The organism is Streptomyces sp. NPDC041970, assembly GCF_055588985.1.
In genome coordinates, this window is sequence record NZ_JBVJCD010000028.1 from 14,711 (window position 1) to 29,592 (window position 14,882).

At 75.6% G+C, this 14,882-nt stretch carries 15 protein-coding genes and 7 tRNA genes; 11 read left to right on the plus strand and 11 right to left on the minus strand.

What is annotated here, in order from left to right; translation table 11 throughout:
* Nucleotides 1-66 precede the first annotated feature (66 nt).
* Nucleotides 67-792 (plus strand): 3'-5' exonuclease family protein, encoded by a 726-nt coding sequence (locus tag ACZ6EJ_RS15765; RefSeq protein ID WP_469267623.1) that lies wholly within the window; start codon nucleotides 67-69, stop codon nucleotides 790-792.
* A 77-nt stretch (nucleotides 793-869) separates the two neighbouring features.
* Here ACZ6EJ_RS15765 and ACZ6EJ_RS15770 read toward each other — a convergent pair.
* Nucleotides 870-941 (minus strand) — tRNA-Val (locus ACZ6EJ_RS15770).
* A 159-nt stretch (nucleotides 942-1,100) separates the two neighbouring features.
* On the opposite strand from ACZ6EJ_RS15770, the gene ACZ6EJ_RS15775 reads away from it, so the two are divergent.
* On the plus strand, nucleotides 1,101-3,659 hold the full coding sequence (locus ACZ6EJ_RS15775) for an SCO7613 C-terminal domain-containing membrane protein (RefSeq protein WP_469267624.1): 2,559 nt from the start codon (nucleotides 1,101-1,103) through the stop codon (nucleotides 3,657-3,659).
* A 118-nt stretch (nucleotides 3,660-3,777) separates the two neighbouring features.
* Here ACZ6EJ_RS15775 and ACZ6EJ_RS15780 read toward each other — a convergent pair.
* Both ACZ6EJ_RS15780 and ACZ6EJ_RS15785 read right to left on the minus strand, forming a co-directional pair.
* Nucleotides 3,778-3,849: transfer RNA gene (locus tag ACZ6EJ_RS15780), tRNA-Val, on the minus strand.
* Nucleotides 3,850-3,903: 54 nt separating this feature from the next.
* Nucleotides 3,904-4,359 carry a TIGR02611 family protein gene (locus ACZ6EJ_RS15785; protein ID WP_469267625.1) on the minus strand — a complete coding sequence of 152 codons (456 nt, stop codon included), beginning with the start codon at nucleotides 4,357-4,359 and terminating at the stop codon, nucleotides 3,904-3,906.
* Nucleotides 4,360-4,548: 189 nt separating this feature from the next.
* Between ACZ6EJ_RS15785 and ACZ6EJ_RS15790 the strand changes: the two genes are divergently transcribed.
* Together ACZ6EJ_RS15790 and ACZ6EJ_RS15795 are read left to right on the plus strand one after the other, a co-directional pair.
* Nucleotides 4,549-4,962, plus strand: coding sequence for an SsgA family sporulation/cell division regulator (locus ACZ6EJ_RS15790; RefSeq protein WP_003959770.1), 414 nt, complete (start codon nucleotides 4,549-4,551; stop codon nucleotides 4,960-4,962).
* 256 nt (nucleotides 4,963-5,218) lie between these two features.
* Nucleotides 5,219-5,794, plus strand: coding sequence for a CGNR zinc finger domain-containing protein (locus ACZ6EJ_RS15795; protein WP_469267626.1), 576 nt, complete (start codon nucleotides 5,219-5,221; stop codon nucleotides 5,792-5,794).
* A 26-nt stretch (nucleotides 5,795-5,820) separates the two neighbouring features.
* Here the strand turns inward: ACZ6EJ_RS15795 and ACZ6EJ_RS15800 are convergent, their stop codons facing one another.
* Together ACZ6EJ_RS15800 and ACZ6EJ_RS15805 are read right to left on the minus strand one after the other, a co-directional pair.
* Nucleotides 5,821-5,976, minus strand: a complete 156-nt coding sequence (locus ACZ6EJ_RS15800; protein WP_469267627.1) for a hypothetical protein — start codon at nucleotides 5,974-5,976, stop codon at nucleotides 5,821-5,823.
* A 169-nt stretch (nucleotides 5,977-6,145) separates the two neighbouring features.
* Nucleotides 6,146-6,604: a hypothetical protein gene (locus tag ACZ6EJ_RS15805; RefSeq protein WP_469267628.1), complete on the minus strand. Its 459-nt coding sequence runs from the start codon at nucleotides 6,602-6,604 to the stop codon at nucleotides 6,146-6,148.
* A gap of 157 nt (nucleotides 6,605-6,761) precedes the next feature.
* On the opposite strand from ACZ6EJ_RS15805, the gene ACZ6EJ_RS15810 reads away from it, so the two are divergent.
* The gene (locus tag ACZ6EJ_RS15810) at nucleotides 6,762-7,277 is read left to right on the plus strand and encodes a DsbA family protein (RefSeq protein WP_469267629.1); all 516 of its coding nucleotides are present in this window, start codon (nucleotides 6,762-6,764) and stop codon (nucleotides 7,275-7,277) included.
* A gap of 18 nt (nucleotides 7,278-7,295) precedes the next feature.
* Here ACZ6EJ_RS15810 and ACZ6EJ_RS15815 read toward each other — a convergent pair whose 3' ends face one another.
* The 3 genes from ACZ6EJ_RS15815 to ACZ6EJ_RS15825 all read right to left on the minus strand — a co-directional run bounded on the left by ACZ6EJ_RS15815 (nucleotide 7,296) and on the right by ACZ6EJ_RS15825 (nucleotide 10,084).
* Entirely contained in the window at nucleotides 7,296-8,132 is an 837-nt protein-coding gene (locus tag ACZ6EJ_RS15815) for a GNAT family N-acetyltransferase (RefSeq protein ID WP_469267630.1), read from the minus strand.
* A 75-nt stretch (nucleotides 8,133-8,207) separates the two neighbouring features.
* Nucleotides 8,208-9,029, minus strand: a complete 822-nt coding sequence (locus ACZ6EJ_RS15820) for an aminotransferase class IV (RefSeq protein WP_469267631.1) — start codon at nucleotides 9,027-9,029, stop codon at nucleotides 8,208-8,210.
* Nucleotides 9,026-10,084, minus strand: coding sequence for a chorismate-binding protein (locus tag ACZ6EJ_RS15825; RefSeq protein ID WP_469267632.1), 1,059 nt, complete (start codon nucleotides 10,082-10,084; stop codon nucleotides 9,026-9,028). Before ACZ6EJ_RS15825 ends, ACZ6EJ_RS15820 begins: the two co-directional genes overlap by 4 nt.
* A gap of 145 nt (nucleotides 10,085-10,229) precedes the next feature.
* On the opposite strand from ACZ6EJ_RS15825, the gene ACZ6EJ_RS15830 reads away from it, so the two are divergent.
* From ACZ6EJ_RS15830 to ACZ6EJ_RS15850, 5 genes are all read left to right on the plus strand, one after another.
* Nucleotides 10,230-10,302, plus strand: a tRNA-Gly gene (locus ACZ6EJ_RS15830).
* Between the two features lie 37 nt (nucleotides 10,303-10,339).
* Nucleotides 10,340-10,413 (plus strand) — tRNA-Cys (locus ACZ6EJ_RS15835).
* Nucleotide 10,414: 1 nt separating this feature from the next.
* Nucleotides 10,415-10,486: transfer RNA gene (locus ACZ6EJ_RS15840), tRNA-Val, on the plus strand.
* A 21-nt stretch (nucleotides 10,487-10,507) separates the two neighbouring features.
* Nucleotides 10,508-10,579: transfer RNA gene (locus ACZ6EJ_RS15845), tRNA-Val, on the plus strand.
* A gap of 23 nt (nucleotides 10,580-10,602) precedes the next feature.
* Nucleotides 10,603-10,677, plus strand: a tRNA-Val gene (locus tag ACZ6EJ_RS15850).
* 105 nt (nucleotides 10,678-10,782) lie between these two features.
* Here ACZ6EJ_RS15850 and ACZ6EJ_RS15855 read toward each other — a convergent pair.
* The 3 genes from ACZ6EJ_RS15855 to ACZ6EJ_RS15865 form a co-directional block, all read right to left on the minus strand.
* Complete coding sequence (locus ACZ6EJ_RS15855) at nucleotides 10,783-11,073, minus strand: TFIIB-type zinc ribbon-containing protein (protein ID WP_469267634.1); 291 nt, start codon at nucleotides 11,071-11,073, stop codon at nucleotides 10,783-10,785.
* Between the two features lie 65 nt (nucleotides 11,074-11,138).
* On the minus strand, nucleotides 11,139-12,137 hold the full coding sequence (locus tag ACZ6EJ_RS15860) for a phosphotransferase family protein (RefSeq protein ID WP_469267636.1): 999 nt from the start codon (nucleotides 12,135-12,137) through the stop codon (nucleotides 11,139-11,141).
* A gap of 312 nt (nucleotides 12,138-12,449) precedes the next feature.
* Nucleotides 12,450-12,641 carry a hypothetical protein gene (locus tag ACZ6EJ_RS15865; protein WP_469267638.1) on the minus strand — a complete coding sequence of 64 codons (192 nt, stop codon included), beginning with the start codon at nucleotides 12,639-12,641 and terminating at the stop codon, nucleotides 12,450-12,452.
* A 629-nt stretch (nucleotides 12,642-13,270) separates the two neighbouring features.
* Here ACZ6EJ_RS15865 and ACZ6EJ_RS15870 point away from each other — a divergent pair.
* The gene (locus tag ACZ6EJ_RS15870; RefSeq protein WP_469267640.1) at nucleotides 13,271-14,584 is read left to right on the plus strand and encodes a serine/threonine-protein kinase; all 1,314 of its coding nucleotides are present in this window, start codon (nucleotides 13,271-13,273) and stop codon (nucleotides 14,582-14,584) included.
* Nucleotides 14,585-14,882: the final 298 nt, after the last annotated feature.

Consider the following 14,882-nt stretch of genomic DNA (forward strand, 5'->3'; position numbering starts at 1 on the left):
CCGGGTATCACCGATACCGGGCAGGGGAAACACTCCATCTGCCGTGCTGGTGCGAGGAGTTCGGGGATGACGCATTGGTTCGAGGGGCCACTGGCCGCTTTTGACACGGGGACGACAGGCGTGGACGCCGAGCGGGACCGGATCGTCTCGGCCGCTCTCGTCGCGCAGGACACCGCCGGTGGACGCGTCCGCGTCACCCGCTGGCTGGTCCATCCGGGGATTCCGGTCCCGCCGGGGACGAGCGCGCCCCACGGTCTGACCGAGGAGCACCTCCGGCGCAACGGCCGTTGGCCCGCGCCGGTGATGGACGAGATCGCCCGCGCGCTGGCGGAGACCGGCGCGACGGGGCGTCCGCTGGTCGTGATGGACGCGCCGTTCGGCCTGACGCTGCTGGACCGGGAGCTGCGGCGGCACCGGGCGTCGCCGCTGGCCGGCTATCTGGACGGCACGCCGCTGCGGGTGGTGGACCCGCGGGTGCTGGACGAACACCTGGACCACCGCCGCGAGGGCCGCCGCACGCTCACGGGCCTGTGCGCGCACTACGAGGTGGCCTTCGCGGACTCCCCTGACGCGGCGGCCGGCGCGACCGCCGCGCTGGAGCTGGTGCGCGCGGTGTGCCGGCGCTTCTCGGACCGGTTGGCGCGGCTCTCCCCGGCCGAGTTGCACACCCTCCAGGCGACCTGGCACGCGGCCCGGGCGCGCGGCCTGGAGGCGTCGTTCGCCCGGAACGGGAGGCCGCGGGCCGTGGACCCGGCGTGGCCGCTGCGCCCGGAGCTGCCCGCCTCCGCGTGAGCGCACGGCGCGGGCGCACCAGGGGCGGAGAACGCGAAAGCCGGTCCGCGTGCTGCTTGCGGACCGGCTCGCTCCGGTGGGCGATACTGGTTTCGAACCAGTGACCTCTTCGGTGTGAACGAAGCGCTCTCCCACTGAGCTAATCGCCCGGAACGGGTTGAACCATACAGGGCCCGGCGGGCTTCGTTCAAACCGCCTCCGGCAGGCCCCCGCGCCCGGTGCGGTCCGGCCCTACTCAGGGCGGCGCGGCCGCGAAGTGAGTATCCGAGCGCATGTGCGAGCGTGTGGCCGCAACCACACTCCCGTACATGGAACACGTGCCCCCGCCCGTCGAGGAACTCGCCCTCCTCGACCGTGAACTGACCGCCCTGGACGCCCGCAGGGCCCAGTTGCTGACCCGCCGCGCCTGGCTGGTCGCCGCGCTGCGGTCGACCGCCCCGGTGGCGCCGGGCAGGCACCCCGCCGGCTGGGGTCCGCCTCCCGCACAGCCGTGGGGCCTCGCCCCGCCGTCCGCCCCGCGCAGCCCGCAGAACGTCCTGCTGGCCCTGGGCGGTCTGCTGCTGGCCGTCGCCGCGATCGCGTTCACGCTGGTGAGCTGGGGTGCGATGGGCGTCGGCGGGCGCTGCGCCGTGCTGGGCGCGGTGACCGCGGGCGCGCTGGCCGCCCCGGCGCTCCTGCTGCGACGCAAGCTCAACGCCACCGCCGAGGCGCTGGCGGCGCTCGCCCTGGTGCTGACGCTGCTGGACGTCTACGCGTTCCACGCCGTGGCGGCGCCCGGCGCCGACGGCCTCCGCTTCACGGCCGTCGCCTCGGCGCTCCTCGCGGCCCTGTGGACCGCGTACGGACGGGCGCTCCGCCCGCTGCGCCTCCCGCTGCCGGCCGCCGTGGCGCTCGCGCAGTGGCCGCTGCTGCTGTGGGCGTGGGCCGCCCAGGCGCCGGCGCTCGTGGTCGGCTGGGCGCTGCTGGCGACGGCGGTGCTGGACGGGGCGATCGCCCTGCGGGCCGGGAGCCTCGGGGTACGGGTGACGGCGTGCCTCGGCGGCGCGGCGACCGGGTTCGCGGCGCTGCTGGTGGGACTGGTGCTGTCGACGACCGCCTCCGGGCCGCTCGGGGCGCTGGCTCCGGGCGCGCTGCTGCTGGCGGCGGCCGCGGCAGCGCTGGCGGGCGCGTGGCGCGCGCCAGGCGGCTTCGCCCCGATCGGCGGCGCGGTGGCCGGGCTCGCGGCGGTGGCCGCGGTGGGCGGGGTGCCGGGCGCGGCGGCCCGGAACGGCTGGGGCGTCCTCGTCTACCTGCTCTGCGGTCTCGCCCTGGTGGCGGTGGTACGGCTGGGGCTGCCGCGGAACGCGGTGCGCGGGGTGCTCGCCGCGTCCGGTGCGGTGGTGGCCGGGGCCCTGGTGTGGGCGGCGCCGGCGGTCGGGGCGGTGCTGCTGGGGCCGGTGTCGTCGCTGTCCGAGGTGTGGGCGGGTGCGCCGGAGGGCGTGCGGCCCGCGCTGGGGGCGTCGGTGCCGTGGTCGCGGATGGCCGCCGCCCCGGTGGTGCTCGCCGTGGTCGCCGGGCTGCTGGGGGCGGCGTACCGCTGGTGGCCCGCGCTGGTACGGGTCGCCGGCCCGCTGTCGGCGGCCGACCCGGCCGTGCCGGCGCCCCCGGCGTCCGGCGCGTGGGCGGCGGGCGCGGGATGGCCGGGGGCCGGTCGGGGCGCCGCCCCGCGCAGGCCCTCCTCCGCGGCGGTGCGCGGTGCGGTGGGGGCGGCGGCCCTCGCGCTCGGCTGGGGCGCGCCGCTGCTCGCGGCGGCCGTGCTGGACGTGCCGTACCCGGTCGCGGTCGCCGGGGAGACGCTGCTGGTGGCCGGGCTGCTGGCGGTGGCGGTACGGGGCGCGGGGCGCGGCGGCCCGAGCGCGTCGTCGGCCGTGCCGGTGACCGCGCTGGCGGGGGCGGTGGCCGGGGCGGCGAGCGCGGGGTTGCTGTCGCTGGCGTCCGAGGCGGCTGCCTACGCGGTGTTCGGCGCGCTGACCGCGCTGTTCGCCGGGGCGGCGGTCCGGGCGCGGTCCCGGACGCCGCAGGCGGTGTGCGCGGTCGCCGCCGTGGTCGGGGGCACCGTGCTGACGGGGTGCGCGGGCCCGTCGCTGGGGCTCGCGCCGCACGAGGCCGCGGTGCCGATGCTTCTGGCGCCCGCGCTGACGGTCCTGCTCGGGGCGCGGCTGGGGCGGCGTCCGGCCGCGGTGCCGGTCGAGTCGACGGGGGTTGCGGGGGCGCTGGTCGCGGTGGGGCTCGCGGTGGGCGACGCGCCGTTCCTGGCGCTGGTGCTGGCGTTGTGCGGGGTGCTGGCGGCGGGTTCGGCGCTGCGGCCGGAGCGGCGGCCGGTGGCCGGCTGGGCGGCGGTGGTCCTGTTCGTGGCGGCCGCCTGGGTGCGGCTGGCCGCTTCGGAGGTGTCCTTCCCGGAGGCGTACACCCTGCCGGTGACCGTGCCGGCGCTGGTGGTGGGAGTGCTGCGGCGGCGCGAGGACCCGCGGGCGTCCTCCTGGACGGCGTACGGGCCGGGTCTCGCGGCGACGCTGCTGCCGAGCCTGCTGGCGGCCTGGACCGACCCGGACTGGCGGCGGCCGCTGCTGCTGGGCGTCGTGGCGCTGGCCGTCACGTTGCTGGGGGCGCGGTTCCGGCTCCAGGCGCTGCTCCTGCTCGGCGGTGCGGTGCTGGCACTGGACGGCCTGCACGAGTTGGCCCCGTACGTGGTGCAGGTCGCCGGGGCGCTCCCCCGCTGGGCTCCCCCGGCGCTGGCCGGGCTGGTGCTGCTGGCGGTGGGGGCGACGTACGAGCAGCGGCTGCGCGACGCCCGCCGGCTGAGGGAGACGCTGGGCCGGATGCGGTGACCGCCCTCCGGTCCGGGGCCCGTGACGGGCGGCGCCCCGGACCGGCGGGCGGCGGTAAGAGACGCGAACGCAAGAGGGCCCGAGCGACGGATTCCGTCGCTCGGGCCCTCTGTCCGGGTGGGCGATACTGGGTTCGAACCAGTGACCTCTTCGGTGTGAACGAAGCGCTCTCCCACTGAGCTAATCGCCCGGACGCACCGCAAACATTACCCCATGTCAGCGGTGCTCCCGGACCGCCCGCGGGTCACGCGCCGATCTTCCACGGCATGGTGAGCCCGAACTTCCAGACGTAGACCGCGACGAGCACCGCCACGATCACGAGCCCGACGGTGGTGAGGATGACGTTGCGCCGCCGGACCTTCGGGTCGAGGGCCCGCTGGGCCGCCTCGGTGACCTTGCGCTTGGTCCAGCGCAGCACCAACTGGGCCCAGACGAACTCGGTCGCCCAGATCGCCATGCCGCCGAAGATCACCAGCCAGCCGGGGCCGGGCAGCACCAGCATGAGCACGCCCGCCACCACCACGCCGAGGCCGACGATGAAGACGCCGACCTGCCAGCTCAGATGGAGCGGCTTGGACGCCTTGATGAAACCCGGCGCCCGCGAGCCCAACGCGCGCTCCTGCCGGTCCGATTCCCCCGCGGCGGCCGCCGGCCCCGCCTGCTCGGCGACCGCGCCCCGCTCGTCACTCTCCGCGTTCATGGAGCCAACCTACCCGACTCGTCCTCGTCACTGGAATGGGCGCATAACTCAAAGTTACACGCCGCTGGGCGAGGGACCCGAAGCAGCACAAAAGGGACAGAGGGGTTTACAACGCCACCGTAGGTGGCATGTCGATTGCGCCGACGTGCGAATCCCCGAGCGCACACTGAGCGAAAGGCCCTGGCGCTTATGAACACCACGGTCAGCTGCGAGCTGCACCTGCGCCTCGTTGTGTCGAGCGAGTCCTCACTGCCTGTACCCGCGGGCCTGCGGTATGACACGGCCGATCCCTATGCCGTGCACGCCACCTTCCACACCGGAGCGGAGGAGACGGTCGAATGGGTATTCGCCCGCGACCTCCTCGCCGAGGGGCTGCACCGGCCCACCGGCACCGGAGACGTCCGCGTCTGGCCATCCCGTAGCCACGGTCAAGGCGTCGTCTGCATCGCACTGAGCTCCCCGGAGGGAGAAGCGCTGCTCGAAGCCCCGGCACGAGCCCTGGAGTCGTTCCTGAAAAGGACCGACGCCGCGGTTCCGCCCGGCACCGAGCATCGGCACTTCGATCTCGACACGGAGCTCTCCCACATCCTGGCCGAGAGCTGAGCCAGGCCGAGAGCTGCTCGACGCCGTCCGACTCGGGGAGACGGCGTCGCGCGGACAACCACATACGGCGGACACCGGCGCCGTCACCGCGGAATCCACCGCGGTGACGGCGCCGGTGCGTGCGGCCGCGCCGCGGGGCCCGGAGGCGGCCGCTCCTCCCCCGTCCCCGGCACCGCTCCCGCGCGCCGCCCGCGCGGGCCAGTAGAGTCAGCCGCCATCTGCGGGCGCCCGCCCGCCGAAGGCCTGGGAGCGAAGCGTGCTGATCCCTCACGACACCCGGATCGCCCTCGACACGGTGGTCGATCTGGTGAACACCGCACCGGAGCCGCCGGAGAGCGGTGCGGACGGACCCGCGGAGGGGCTCCCCGACGTCGCGGCCCTCCACGCCTTCGCCCAGCGGCGCCACATCAGCGGCGTGGGCGAGCTCCGCGCGAAGGACCTGCACGCCGTGCGGGCCGTACGGAGCCGCTTCGCCGAAGTCTTCGCCGCCCCCGACGCCCGCACCGCGGCCGACCTGGTCAACCGGCTCGTCGCGGCGGCCGGGACCACGCCCCAGCTCACCGATCACGACGGCTACGACTGGCACGTGCACTACTTCGCCCCGGACGCCTCGCTCGCCGACCACCTCGCGGCCGACTGCGGGATGGCGCTCGCCTTCATCATCGTCGCGGGCGAGCAGGAGCGGCTGCGCCGCTGCGAGGCGCCGGACTGCGGACACGCCTTCGTCGACCTCTCGCGCAACCGCTCCCGCCGCTACTGCTCCAGCCGCACCTGCGGCAACCGACTCCACGTCGCGGCGTACCGGGCGCGGCGCAAGGAGGCCGGGGGCTGAGAGCCCGCCGGGACGGCCGTACGCGCTCACAGCAGGAAGAGATCGTGCAGGGCGGCCATGAGCAGCAGGCTCCCGATCACCGTCAGGAAGATCATCAAGGGCGGCTGGGACAGCGCGAAGAGGCAGCCGCGAGGCTCTTCGGCCGGGGGTGCGGGGGCGTCGCCCCGTGAAGTGTCCACCATCTCGGGGCGATCATGGCCCACTCGCGACCGGCTTGGCGATCTTCGTCAAGGATCGCCCCGGACTTCACCGTCCCGTGGCCATGGACCGTCGCCCCCGCGTGCGAAGCGGGTCCGGATGTTCGCATGGCGCGGGGGTCGACGGCCGTGCGGACCCGGTCCGACGGGGCGGTCAGATGCCGTGCTTCTTGAGGATGGCCTCGATGTCGCTGAAGTCGTCGCCGGCCGCCGGCTTCCTCCCCGCCCCCGCCCCCGGCTCGGCCGCGGCGCGACCGGACGGGCTCGCGGCGCCGAGCGAGGGCGCCGAGGCGGCCGGGGCGACCGCCTCCCGCCGCCCGGCGGCCCGCGCGGCCCGGCGCTCGGCGCGGGTGGCGGTGGAGCGGCGCTCGACGGCGCGCGTGGTCACGAAAAGCAGCCAGGCGAGGCCGAGCACGCCGAAGCCGATCCAGACGCTCGGCCTGAAGGCGATCCCCGCGGCCCACTCGACGACCCCGGTCAGCACGAGCCCGACCGGGACGAGGGAGTAGGCGGCGATCCGCGCGGCGGTCAGGAACCGCCTGCGGTACGCGGTCACCGCGGCGATGCCCAGCCCGGCGGCCGACACCGCGGAGCAGATGGTCTCGGCGAGCATCGGAGCCTCCAGGAGCGGGGGGGACAGGTCCCTTCCATCCTGCACCGGCGACCGCCCCCGGAGCCATGGCGGGAGCCCACGTCAGGGAGATCTCAGGGCGCGTCTCCTCCCCAGGTCCCGATTGGGCCGCTCCCGCGCGGCCTGGAAGACTGGCCCCATGAGCGATTCCACCCCCGCGGCGCCGGTCGTCCTCGACCTGTGGTGCGATCTGCAATGCCCCGACTGCCATCGGGCCCTCGACGACGTCCGCGCCCTGCGCGCCCGGTACGGCGACCGCGTCGAGATCCGGCTGCGGCACTTCCCGCTGGACAAGCACCAGCACGCCTACGCCGCCGCCCAGGCCGCCGAGGAGGCCGCGGCCCAGGGCGTGGACTGGCCGTACGCCGAGGCGCTGCTGGCCAGGACCGCCGACCTCGGCCGGGTCGGGGAGCCTCTGCTGCTCGACGTGGCGCGGGAACTGGGCCTGGACGCCGAGGAGTTCGACACCGCCCTGATCGACGGACGGCATCTGCTGATCGTCGACGCCGACCAGGCGGAGGGCAAGGCGCTCGGAGTGAGCGGCACCCCGACGTACGTGGTCGGTGACGAGCGGCTGGACGGCGGCACGAGCCAGGACGGGCTGCGCGAGCGGATCGAGCAACTCCTCGACCGGGCCCTGGCCGCGCGGGACTGACGGCCCCGGCGGGGCCCGCTACAGCGCCTTCGCCAGGTGGTGCCCCGTCGTGACGTAGCCCAGGGACTCGTACAGCCGCAGGGCGGGCGTGTTGGCGGCGAAGACGTGCAGGCCGAGCCGGTCCACGCCCCAGGCGCGGGCGACCTCCTCGGCCAGGAGCATCAGCGTCCGGCCGTGGCCCCGGCCCCGGTGCTCGGCGCGCACCTCGACGTCGTAGACGTAACCGGCCCCTCCGCCCGGCGGCAGCTCCCGCAGCGCGGTCCACACCCGGCCGACGGCCAGGCCCTCGTGCTCCAGGATCCGGAAGCACGTCCCCTCGGTCGCCAGGCCGTCCGGGAGGAGGGCGGCGTGGTCGGCCTCGGACTTGAGCCGGGCCTGCTCGGGCGGCACCCCGCGGTCGATCCAGCTCTGCGCGTACGACCGCTCCGCGCCGCGCCGCCACCGGGTGAACTCCTCCTCGCTCATCGCGCGCGCGGCCAGGCCCGCGGGCAGCGGGGCGGTGTCCGGGCCGATCCGCTTGACCATGTTGCGGCTGCGCTCGGTGTAGCCGAGCGCGGCCGCCAGCCGCCGGGCCGGGCCGTCGCCGGCGGGGATCTCCGCCCGCACCTGGGTGCACCCCCACCCCCGCAGCACCTCCTCGGCGGCGAGCGCGCCGATGGCGCCCCGGCCGCGCCCTCGGTGCCGCTCGTCGATGGCCAGGGAGCGCAGCACCCCCGCGCCGGGGCCGAACGCGTCGTCGGTGCCGATCTCGACCGCGCCGACGGGCCGCCCGTTGTCGCACACCTCGTAGCGGCGCGCCCGCGCGCCCCCGGCGCCTTGCTGAAGCGGCCCGGACGGCCGGAGTGTCGTGGTCATCACCCAGATATACCCCCAACGCCGGGCCCGGTCACGCGCGTTGCGGCCGGAGGCGCGGTGCGCGAGCGGGGCCCGTCACGGGTCCAGGTCGCTCCCGGCCCGCTCGTCGAAGATCCGCATGGCCTTGGCCGTCACCGGGCCGGGCTCCGCGGCCAGCTCCCGGTCGTCGATCCGCCGCACCGCCTGGACGTCGCGGAGCGTCGAGGTCAGAAAGACCTCGTCGGCCTCGGCGAGCACCTCCATCGGCAGGTCGCTCTCCTCCGCCCCGGTCCACTCGAGCGCCAGGGCGCGGGTGATCCCGGCGAGGCATCCGGAGGCGACCGGCGGGGTGTGGACGCGGCCGTCCAGGACGACGAACACGTTGGAGCCGGTGCCCTCGCAGAGGCGGCCGGCGGTGTTCGGGAACAGCGCCTCGGACGCGCCCCGCTCGCGGGCACGGGCGAGGGCGACGACGTTCTCGGCGTACGAGGTGGTCTTCAGGCCGACCAGCGCGCCGCGTTCGTTGCGGGTCCAGGGGACGGTGATCACCGCGGTGGCGTCCGGGCGGCGCTGGACCCCGTCGAGGGCGACGACGAGGCTGGGGCCGGCGGTCCCCCGGTCCGAGCCGAGCGGGGAGAGCCCGCCGGTGCAGGTGATCCGCAGCCGCCCCAGCGGTACGGGGTTGGCCGCGACGACGGCGGCGACGGCCCGGCGGACCTCGTCGAGGTCGGGGTCGGGCAGCCCGAGGCCGCGTGCGGACCGGGTGAGGCGGTCCAGGTGGCGGGTCAGGGCGAACGGCCGGCCCTGGCTGGTGCGGACCGTCTCGAAGACGCCGTCGCCCACGGTCAGCCCGTGGTCGAGCACCGACAGCCGGGCGTCGTCGGCGTCCCGCAGCCCGCCGTTGACCCAGATCCTCATAGCGCGGTCCTTCCCGTCGACTCGAACGCACCGGAGGCTACAGCGAGCAGCCGGGACGCCTTCAGTTCGGTCTCGTCCCACTCCCGTTCCGGGTCGGAGCCCCAGGTGATCCCCGCGCCGGTGCCGAACCGCAGCAGCGGCACGGCCCCCGTCCGGTCGATCCAGAACGTCCGTATGCCGACGGCGAGCGACGCGGCGCCCCGGTCGGCGTCGACCCAGCCGACCGCGCCGCAGTAGGGCCCGCGCGGGCCCCGCTCCAGCTCCTCGATGATCCGCAGGGCGCTGGACTTCGGGGCCCCGGTGACCGAGCCGGGCGGGAACGCCGCCGCCAGCAGCTCCGGCCAGCCGGCGCCCTCGGCCAGCGTGCCCCGCACGGAGGAGACGAGGTGGACGAGGCCGGGGTGCTTCTCCACCGCGCACAGGTCGGGCACGCTCACGCTGCCGGTGGCGCAGACGCGGCCCAGGTCGTTGCGGACCAGGTCCACGATCATGACGTTCTCCGCGTGGTCCTTATCCAGCAGGTCCGCCTCGGTCCGCCCGGTGCCCTTGATCGGCCCGGACTCGACGACCCGCCCCTCGCGCCGCAGGAACAGCTCGGGGGAGGCGGTGGCGACCTCGACGCCGTGGGCGGGGAGCCGGATCGTTCCCGCGTACGGCGCGGGGTTGCCGCGCGCCAGCAGGGCGGTCAGGGCGTCGACGTCGGCCCCGGCCCCGCCGCCCGGCAGCGGCGCGGAGAGCACGCGGCAGAGGTTGGCCTGGTAGACCTCGCCCGCCGCGATGTGTTCACGGATGCGCCGTACGCCCGCCGTGTAGGCGTCACGGTCCAGCGAGGAGGTCCAGTCCCCGGCGGCGGGCCCGCGCCAGGCTCCGGGCACGGGAGGGGGGACCGGTCGCCTGCGGACGGTGGAGAAGCGGGCGCCGACGAAGCGGCCTTCGAAATCGGCGCATACGGCCCAGAAACCGGACGAGTCGAGGGCCGCCGGGTCGTGGGTGACGTCCTGCAGACCGGAGGCGACGAGGTCGCCGAAACGGGCGAGGGGGGCGAGATGGGACACGTCGGCGAGTGTAGGACGGCGCGCGGCGACCCGCGCCGGGCCGAGGGGACCGCAGCACGCTGCGCAAACGCGTTTTTGTGCTGGCCCAGGAATCCGCTAGAGTTCAACACGTCGCCGGGACGCGCAAGCGGACCGGAAGGGACAAGCGGACGTAGCTCAGTTGGTAGAGCGCAACCTTGCCAAGGTTGAGGTCGCCAGTTCGAACCTGGTCGTCCGCTCGTACAAGGTGGGGGGTCTTCCCGAGCCCCCGCCCCTGGTGGAGTGGCCGAGAGGCGAGGCAACGGCCTGCAAAGCCGTCTACACGGGTTCAAATCCCGTCTCCACCTCCAAGGACGATTAGCTCAGCGGGAGAGCGCTTCCCTGACACGGAAGAGGTCACTGGTTCAATCCCAGTATCGTCCACGGGTCCGCAAGGATCACCCCGCGCGATTAGCTCAGCGGGAGAGCGCTTCCCTGACACGGAAGAGGTCACTGGTTCAATCCCAGTATCGCGCACGCAGTACACGCACGGTCACCCTGCGCGATTAGCTCAGCGGGAGAGCGCTTCCCTGACACGGAAGAGGTCACTGGTTCAATCCCAGTATCGCGCACCAGTCAGAACCCCCGGTCGTCTCGACGACCGGGGGTTCTCTCGTCGTACGGCCCGCTCCCCCGCGCGGGCTCCGGCGCCTCGGCTGCCGGGGCCCGCGCGGCGGGGGTCAGGACGAGAAGAGCATCCGACCGAAGCCCTTCTGGCGGTGGTGGCCGTAGTGCCCGCCCGGCTGCGGGGCGCCCCAGGCGGGGGCGTGGGCGGCGGGGGCGGCCGGGTAGGCCTGCGGGGCCGCCGGCGGGGGCGGGGCCGGCTGGGACCACTGCGACTCCAGACGGGTCAGCGACTCCAGCTCGCCGTAGTCGAGGAATATCCCCCGGCAGCCGCTGCACTGCTCGATCTGGACGCCATTGCGGTTGTACGTGTGCATCTGCGCGTGACACTTGGGGCACTGCATCATCGGCTCGGCTCCTCGCCCTCGTCGTGCCGCCGCCGGAAGCTCCGCCCGGCGGCGGTCCGTTCAGCCTACGACGCGCCGCTCCCCGCCAACGGGGGCGGGAGCGTCGCGATTCGGGCACAGGATTCCAGCATCAGCCGTTCGGAGACGTCCGGTTCCCGTTCCTCGCGCGCGCACCTGACGAGGGCGAGGGCGGCGGTCTGCACCGTCAACGCGCGGGCGGGCACGTCCAGTCCGGGCCAGGGGTCCCCTTCGGCGGGCACCGCGGGGCCGCGGGCGCGGCGGTAGGCGTCCAGGAAGGCGAGCCAGTCCTCGGGCGGCAGCAGCCCGGCCGCGTACCAGGCGGCGGGCCGGGCGAGGTCCCACGCCGGGTCGCCGCACCCCAGGTCGTCGACGTCGATGAGCAACCAGGGGCCGTCCGGCGCGGGGTGGCGGACGAGCTGGCCCAGGTGCAGGTCCCCGTGGCACAGGCGGCCGGCCCGCGCCGCCGGCGGCGGCCCCTCCCCTCTGGCCCAGGCGGGCAGGGCGTGCCAGGCGGCCAGGACGGGGCGGAGCGCCGTACCGCCGGCGGGAAGCGCCGCGCGCATCCGGGCGACGGCCCGCGCCGCCTTGAGGGGGCCGCGCATCGGCGGCAGCGGGACGGGGGGCGGTGTCCGGTGCAGGCGGGCGAGGAGCACGGCGGCCTCCGCCCAGGGGGCCGCGTCGGGGTCGTCCGGGTCGACGGGCGCCCCGAGCGGCCAGAGCGTGACGGGCCGCTCCCCGTCCCCCACCGCCTCCGGTGCGACGAAGAGCGAAGAGGAGGGCGGTCGCGGGGCGGGGAGCGGCGGCAGGAGGACGCCGGAGAGCCGGGGGTCGGCGGCCAGGGAGGTCCGGGCGGCCAGGGCGGCCCGGTCGGTGTCGGCGGCGTGGGCCTTGAGCACCGTCGTCCCGCTGCGGAGCACGGTGCCGTCCGGCCGGTCCGCGAGGACCTGGGGCGGTGGGCAGTCGCAGCGGGCGCGGGCGGGGTGGGCGAGGCGGTGCGCGAGGGCGCTCAGGTCGCGGACGGCTGAGGTCTCGGTGGTGGTCAACGGCTCCCCCGGCGGCGGTCGGCCCGGCCGTGGCACCGGTCCCGCCGTGAGCGTAACGCGGCGGCCGGTGCGAGCGGCGGGCACGCCCTCCGCCGGACCTGGGCGCGGGCAGGCCGCCTCCCCGGTGGGCGCGCCCCACCCGTACGCGTCGGCGCACCGCCCCGTACTACGCGTACGGCCCCGGACAGCGCGATGCCCGGTCAGCTCCCCAGCTGACCGGACAAACGCTGCCGTCCGCCGCACCCCCGTCCCCACGGGGCTGTTGGCCGGTGGTGCGGGTCCGGACCGCTCTTCCGGACCCCGAGGCGCCGTTCAGCGCCCCAGCACCACCGCCACGGACGACGCATGGGTGGCCACCGCTTCCCAGCCGCCGAAGACGACCACGAGCAGGGCCGCCAGGGGAAGAACCATCGCCGTGGCCACCAACGGGTGCCGGGCGCCGGACGGGGCGTGCGCCGTACGTCCTCGCATACCGGCCAACGTTCTCGGCGCCGTGTCCGACATGGGGTCCTCTCCTGGCCTGATGGGGGGCGGCGGGCGTGTGACCTCGGGGGACGAGTGCGCGCCCGCCGCTTGACCTCCACATTAGGCAGTCGGCCGGAGGGGGTCGTCATGCCCGCGTACCGAATGGCGGGCCTCCCGGAGGATGAGCCGGCCGGGGCCGGCGTACTCCCCTGGGTGGAGAAGGAGCGCTCGGAACCAGGGTCGTCCCGGAGGGGCCGCCCCCACCGCGCGCCCTCCCCGGCGGCCGGAGGGGCGTACCCGGAGGCGCGCCCCGATCCGTCCCGACGACCGCTCGCCGGGTGACGTCACTCACGTCCGGCTGACGGTCGTCACCGTCCCGAGGGGTGCTGCGGACACCACCTCCCGGTATGCGGGGGCGGTCGTGGCGGCCGCCTCGGCGTGCATCTCCCGGCGCACCCCGGCCGGCCCAATCGCTGTGCCGGGACGGCGTCTTGAGGACGGCGCCCGCTCACCGGGGCCGGATACGCCGCGCCCTGACCGCCCTTCACCTCGGCCGCCGGGGCCGGCGAATCGAATCCCCGGCGAAGGCGCGGCCTCTGAGCGCGCCGGGCGCGGGGTACGTAAGCTGTGCCTCGTCAGGCGGACCAGGCAGCGGGGATGGGCAGACGATGGCGATGATGCGGCTCCGACGCGAGGACCCGCGTCTCGTCGGCTCGTTCCGGCTGCACCGGCGGCTCGGCGCGGGCGGCATGGGCGTCGTCTATCTGGGGTCGGACCGGCGCGGCCAGCGGGTGGCGCTCAAGGTGATCCGTCCCGATCTGGCGGAGGACCAGGAGTTCCGTTCGCGTTTCGCGCGGGAGGTGTCGGCGGCCCGGCGGATTCGCGGCGGCTGCACGGCCCGGCTGGTCGCCGCCGATCTGGAGGCGGAGCGCCCCTGGTTCGCGACGCAGTACGTTCCCGGCCCCTCGCTGCACGACAAGGTCGCCGAGGAGGGCCCGCTGTCGGCCGCCGAGGTGGCCTCGATCGGGGCGGCGCTCTCCGAAGGCCTGGTGGCGGTGCACGAGGCGGGGGTGGTCCACCGCGACCTGAAGCCGTCGAACATCCTGCTCTCCCCCAAGGGCCCGCGCATCATCGACTTCGGCATCGCCTGGGCGACCGGGGCGAGCACGCTCACCCACGTCGGCACGGCGGTGGGTTCGCCCGGCTTCCTGGCGCCCGAACAGGTGCGGGGCGCGGCGGTGACGCCCGCGACGGACGTCTTCTCGCTCGGGGCGACCCTGGCGTACGCGGCGACGGCCGACTCCCCGTTCGGGCAGGGCAGTTCCGAGGTGATGCTGTACCGCGTGGTGCACGAGGAGCCGCAGCTCCACGAGGTGCACGACGCGCTGGCCCCGCTGGTGCGCGCGTGTCTGGCGAAGGATCCCGAGGAGCGGCCCAGCACGCTCCAACTGTCCATGCGGCTCAAGGAGATCGCGGCGCGCGAGGCGCAGGGCCTGCACGAGGGCCGGTCGCCCCGGCAGCGCTCGGCCCGCAACGTGGACCGCCCGACCGGCCGCATGGCCGACCCGTACGCCGATCAGCGCACCCGCCGTACGGAGGGGCCTTCGGCCTCCCGGCCGCAGCAGGGCCGGCGTCCGGCGCCCTCGCGCGCGCAGGGCCCGCGCACCGGCGGTTCTCGTCCGCAGGCTCCGCGCGGCACGACGCGTTCCGGGAAGCGGCCGGGTCCGGGGGCCGGGACGAACGGCAGGCCGGGGACCCGCCCCGGAGCCCGGAACACCTCGGCGGGGCGGCGGCCGGCCAACCCCCGGTTGCTGCGTCAGCGGTTGGTGGTGTTCGTGGTGGTGACCCTGCTGGTGGCGCTCGGCATCGCGGCGGCGCAGGGCTGCCAGGGCCCGGCGCGCGGTCTCGGCGGTTCCGAGCCGCCGCCGCGCGCGCCGCAGGCGCAGAGCGCGCCCGGCGTCAGCTCTCCGGACGGCCGGTAGCCACCGCGTAGAAGGCGACGGCGGCCGCCGCGCCCACGTTCAGCGAGTCGACGCTTGAGGAAGGCCGCCACCTTCTGACGGGGAAGACTCTGTCAGCCGTGCGACGCAGGGTGGGCATCCTCTCCCGAGGGCTGCGGTGCGGTCCATGAGCCCGCCTGCCTGATGAGAGCGGACGGCTGCATTCCGCCCAGCCGCTTGCACCGCACTCTCCGGAACGGTGACGCAGCCTGTGTGGACGCCGTCGTGCGGTTGACCCGGACGGCCTCGAACCGCTCATCGGAGCGGCTCAGAACCAACA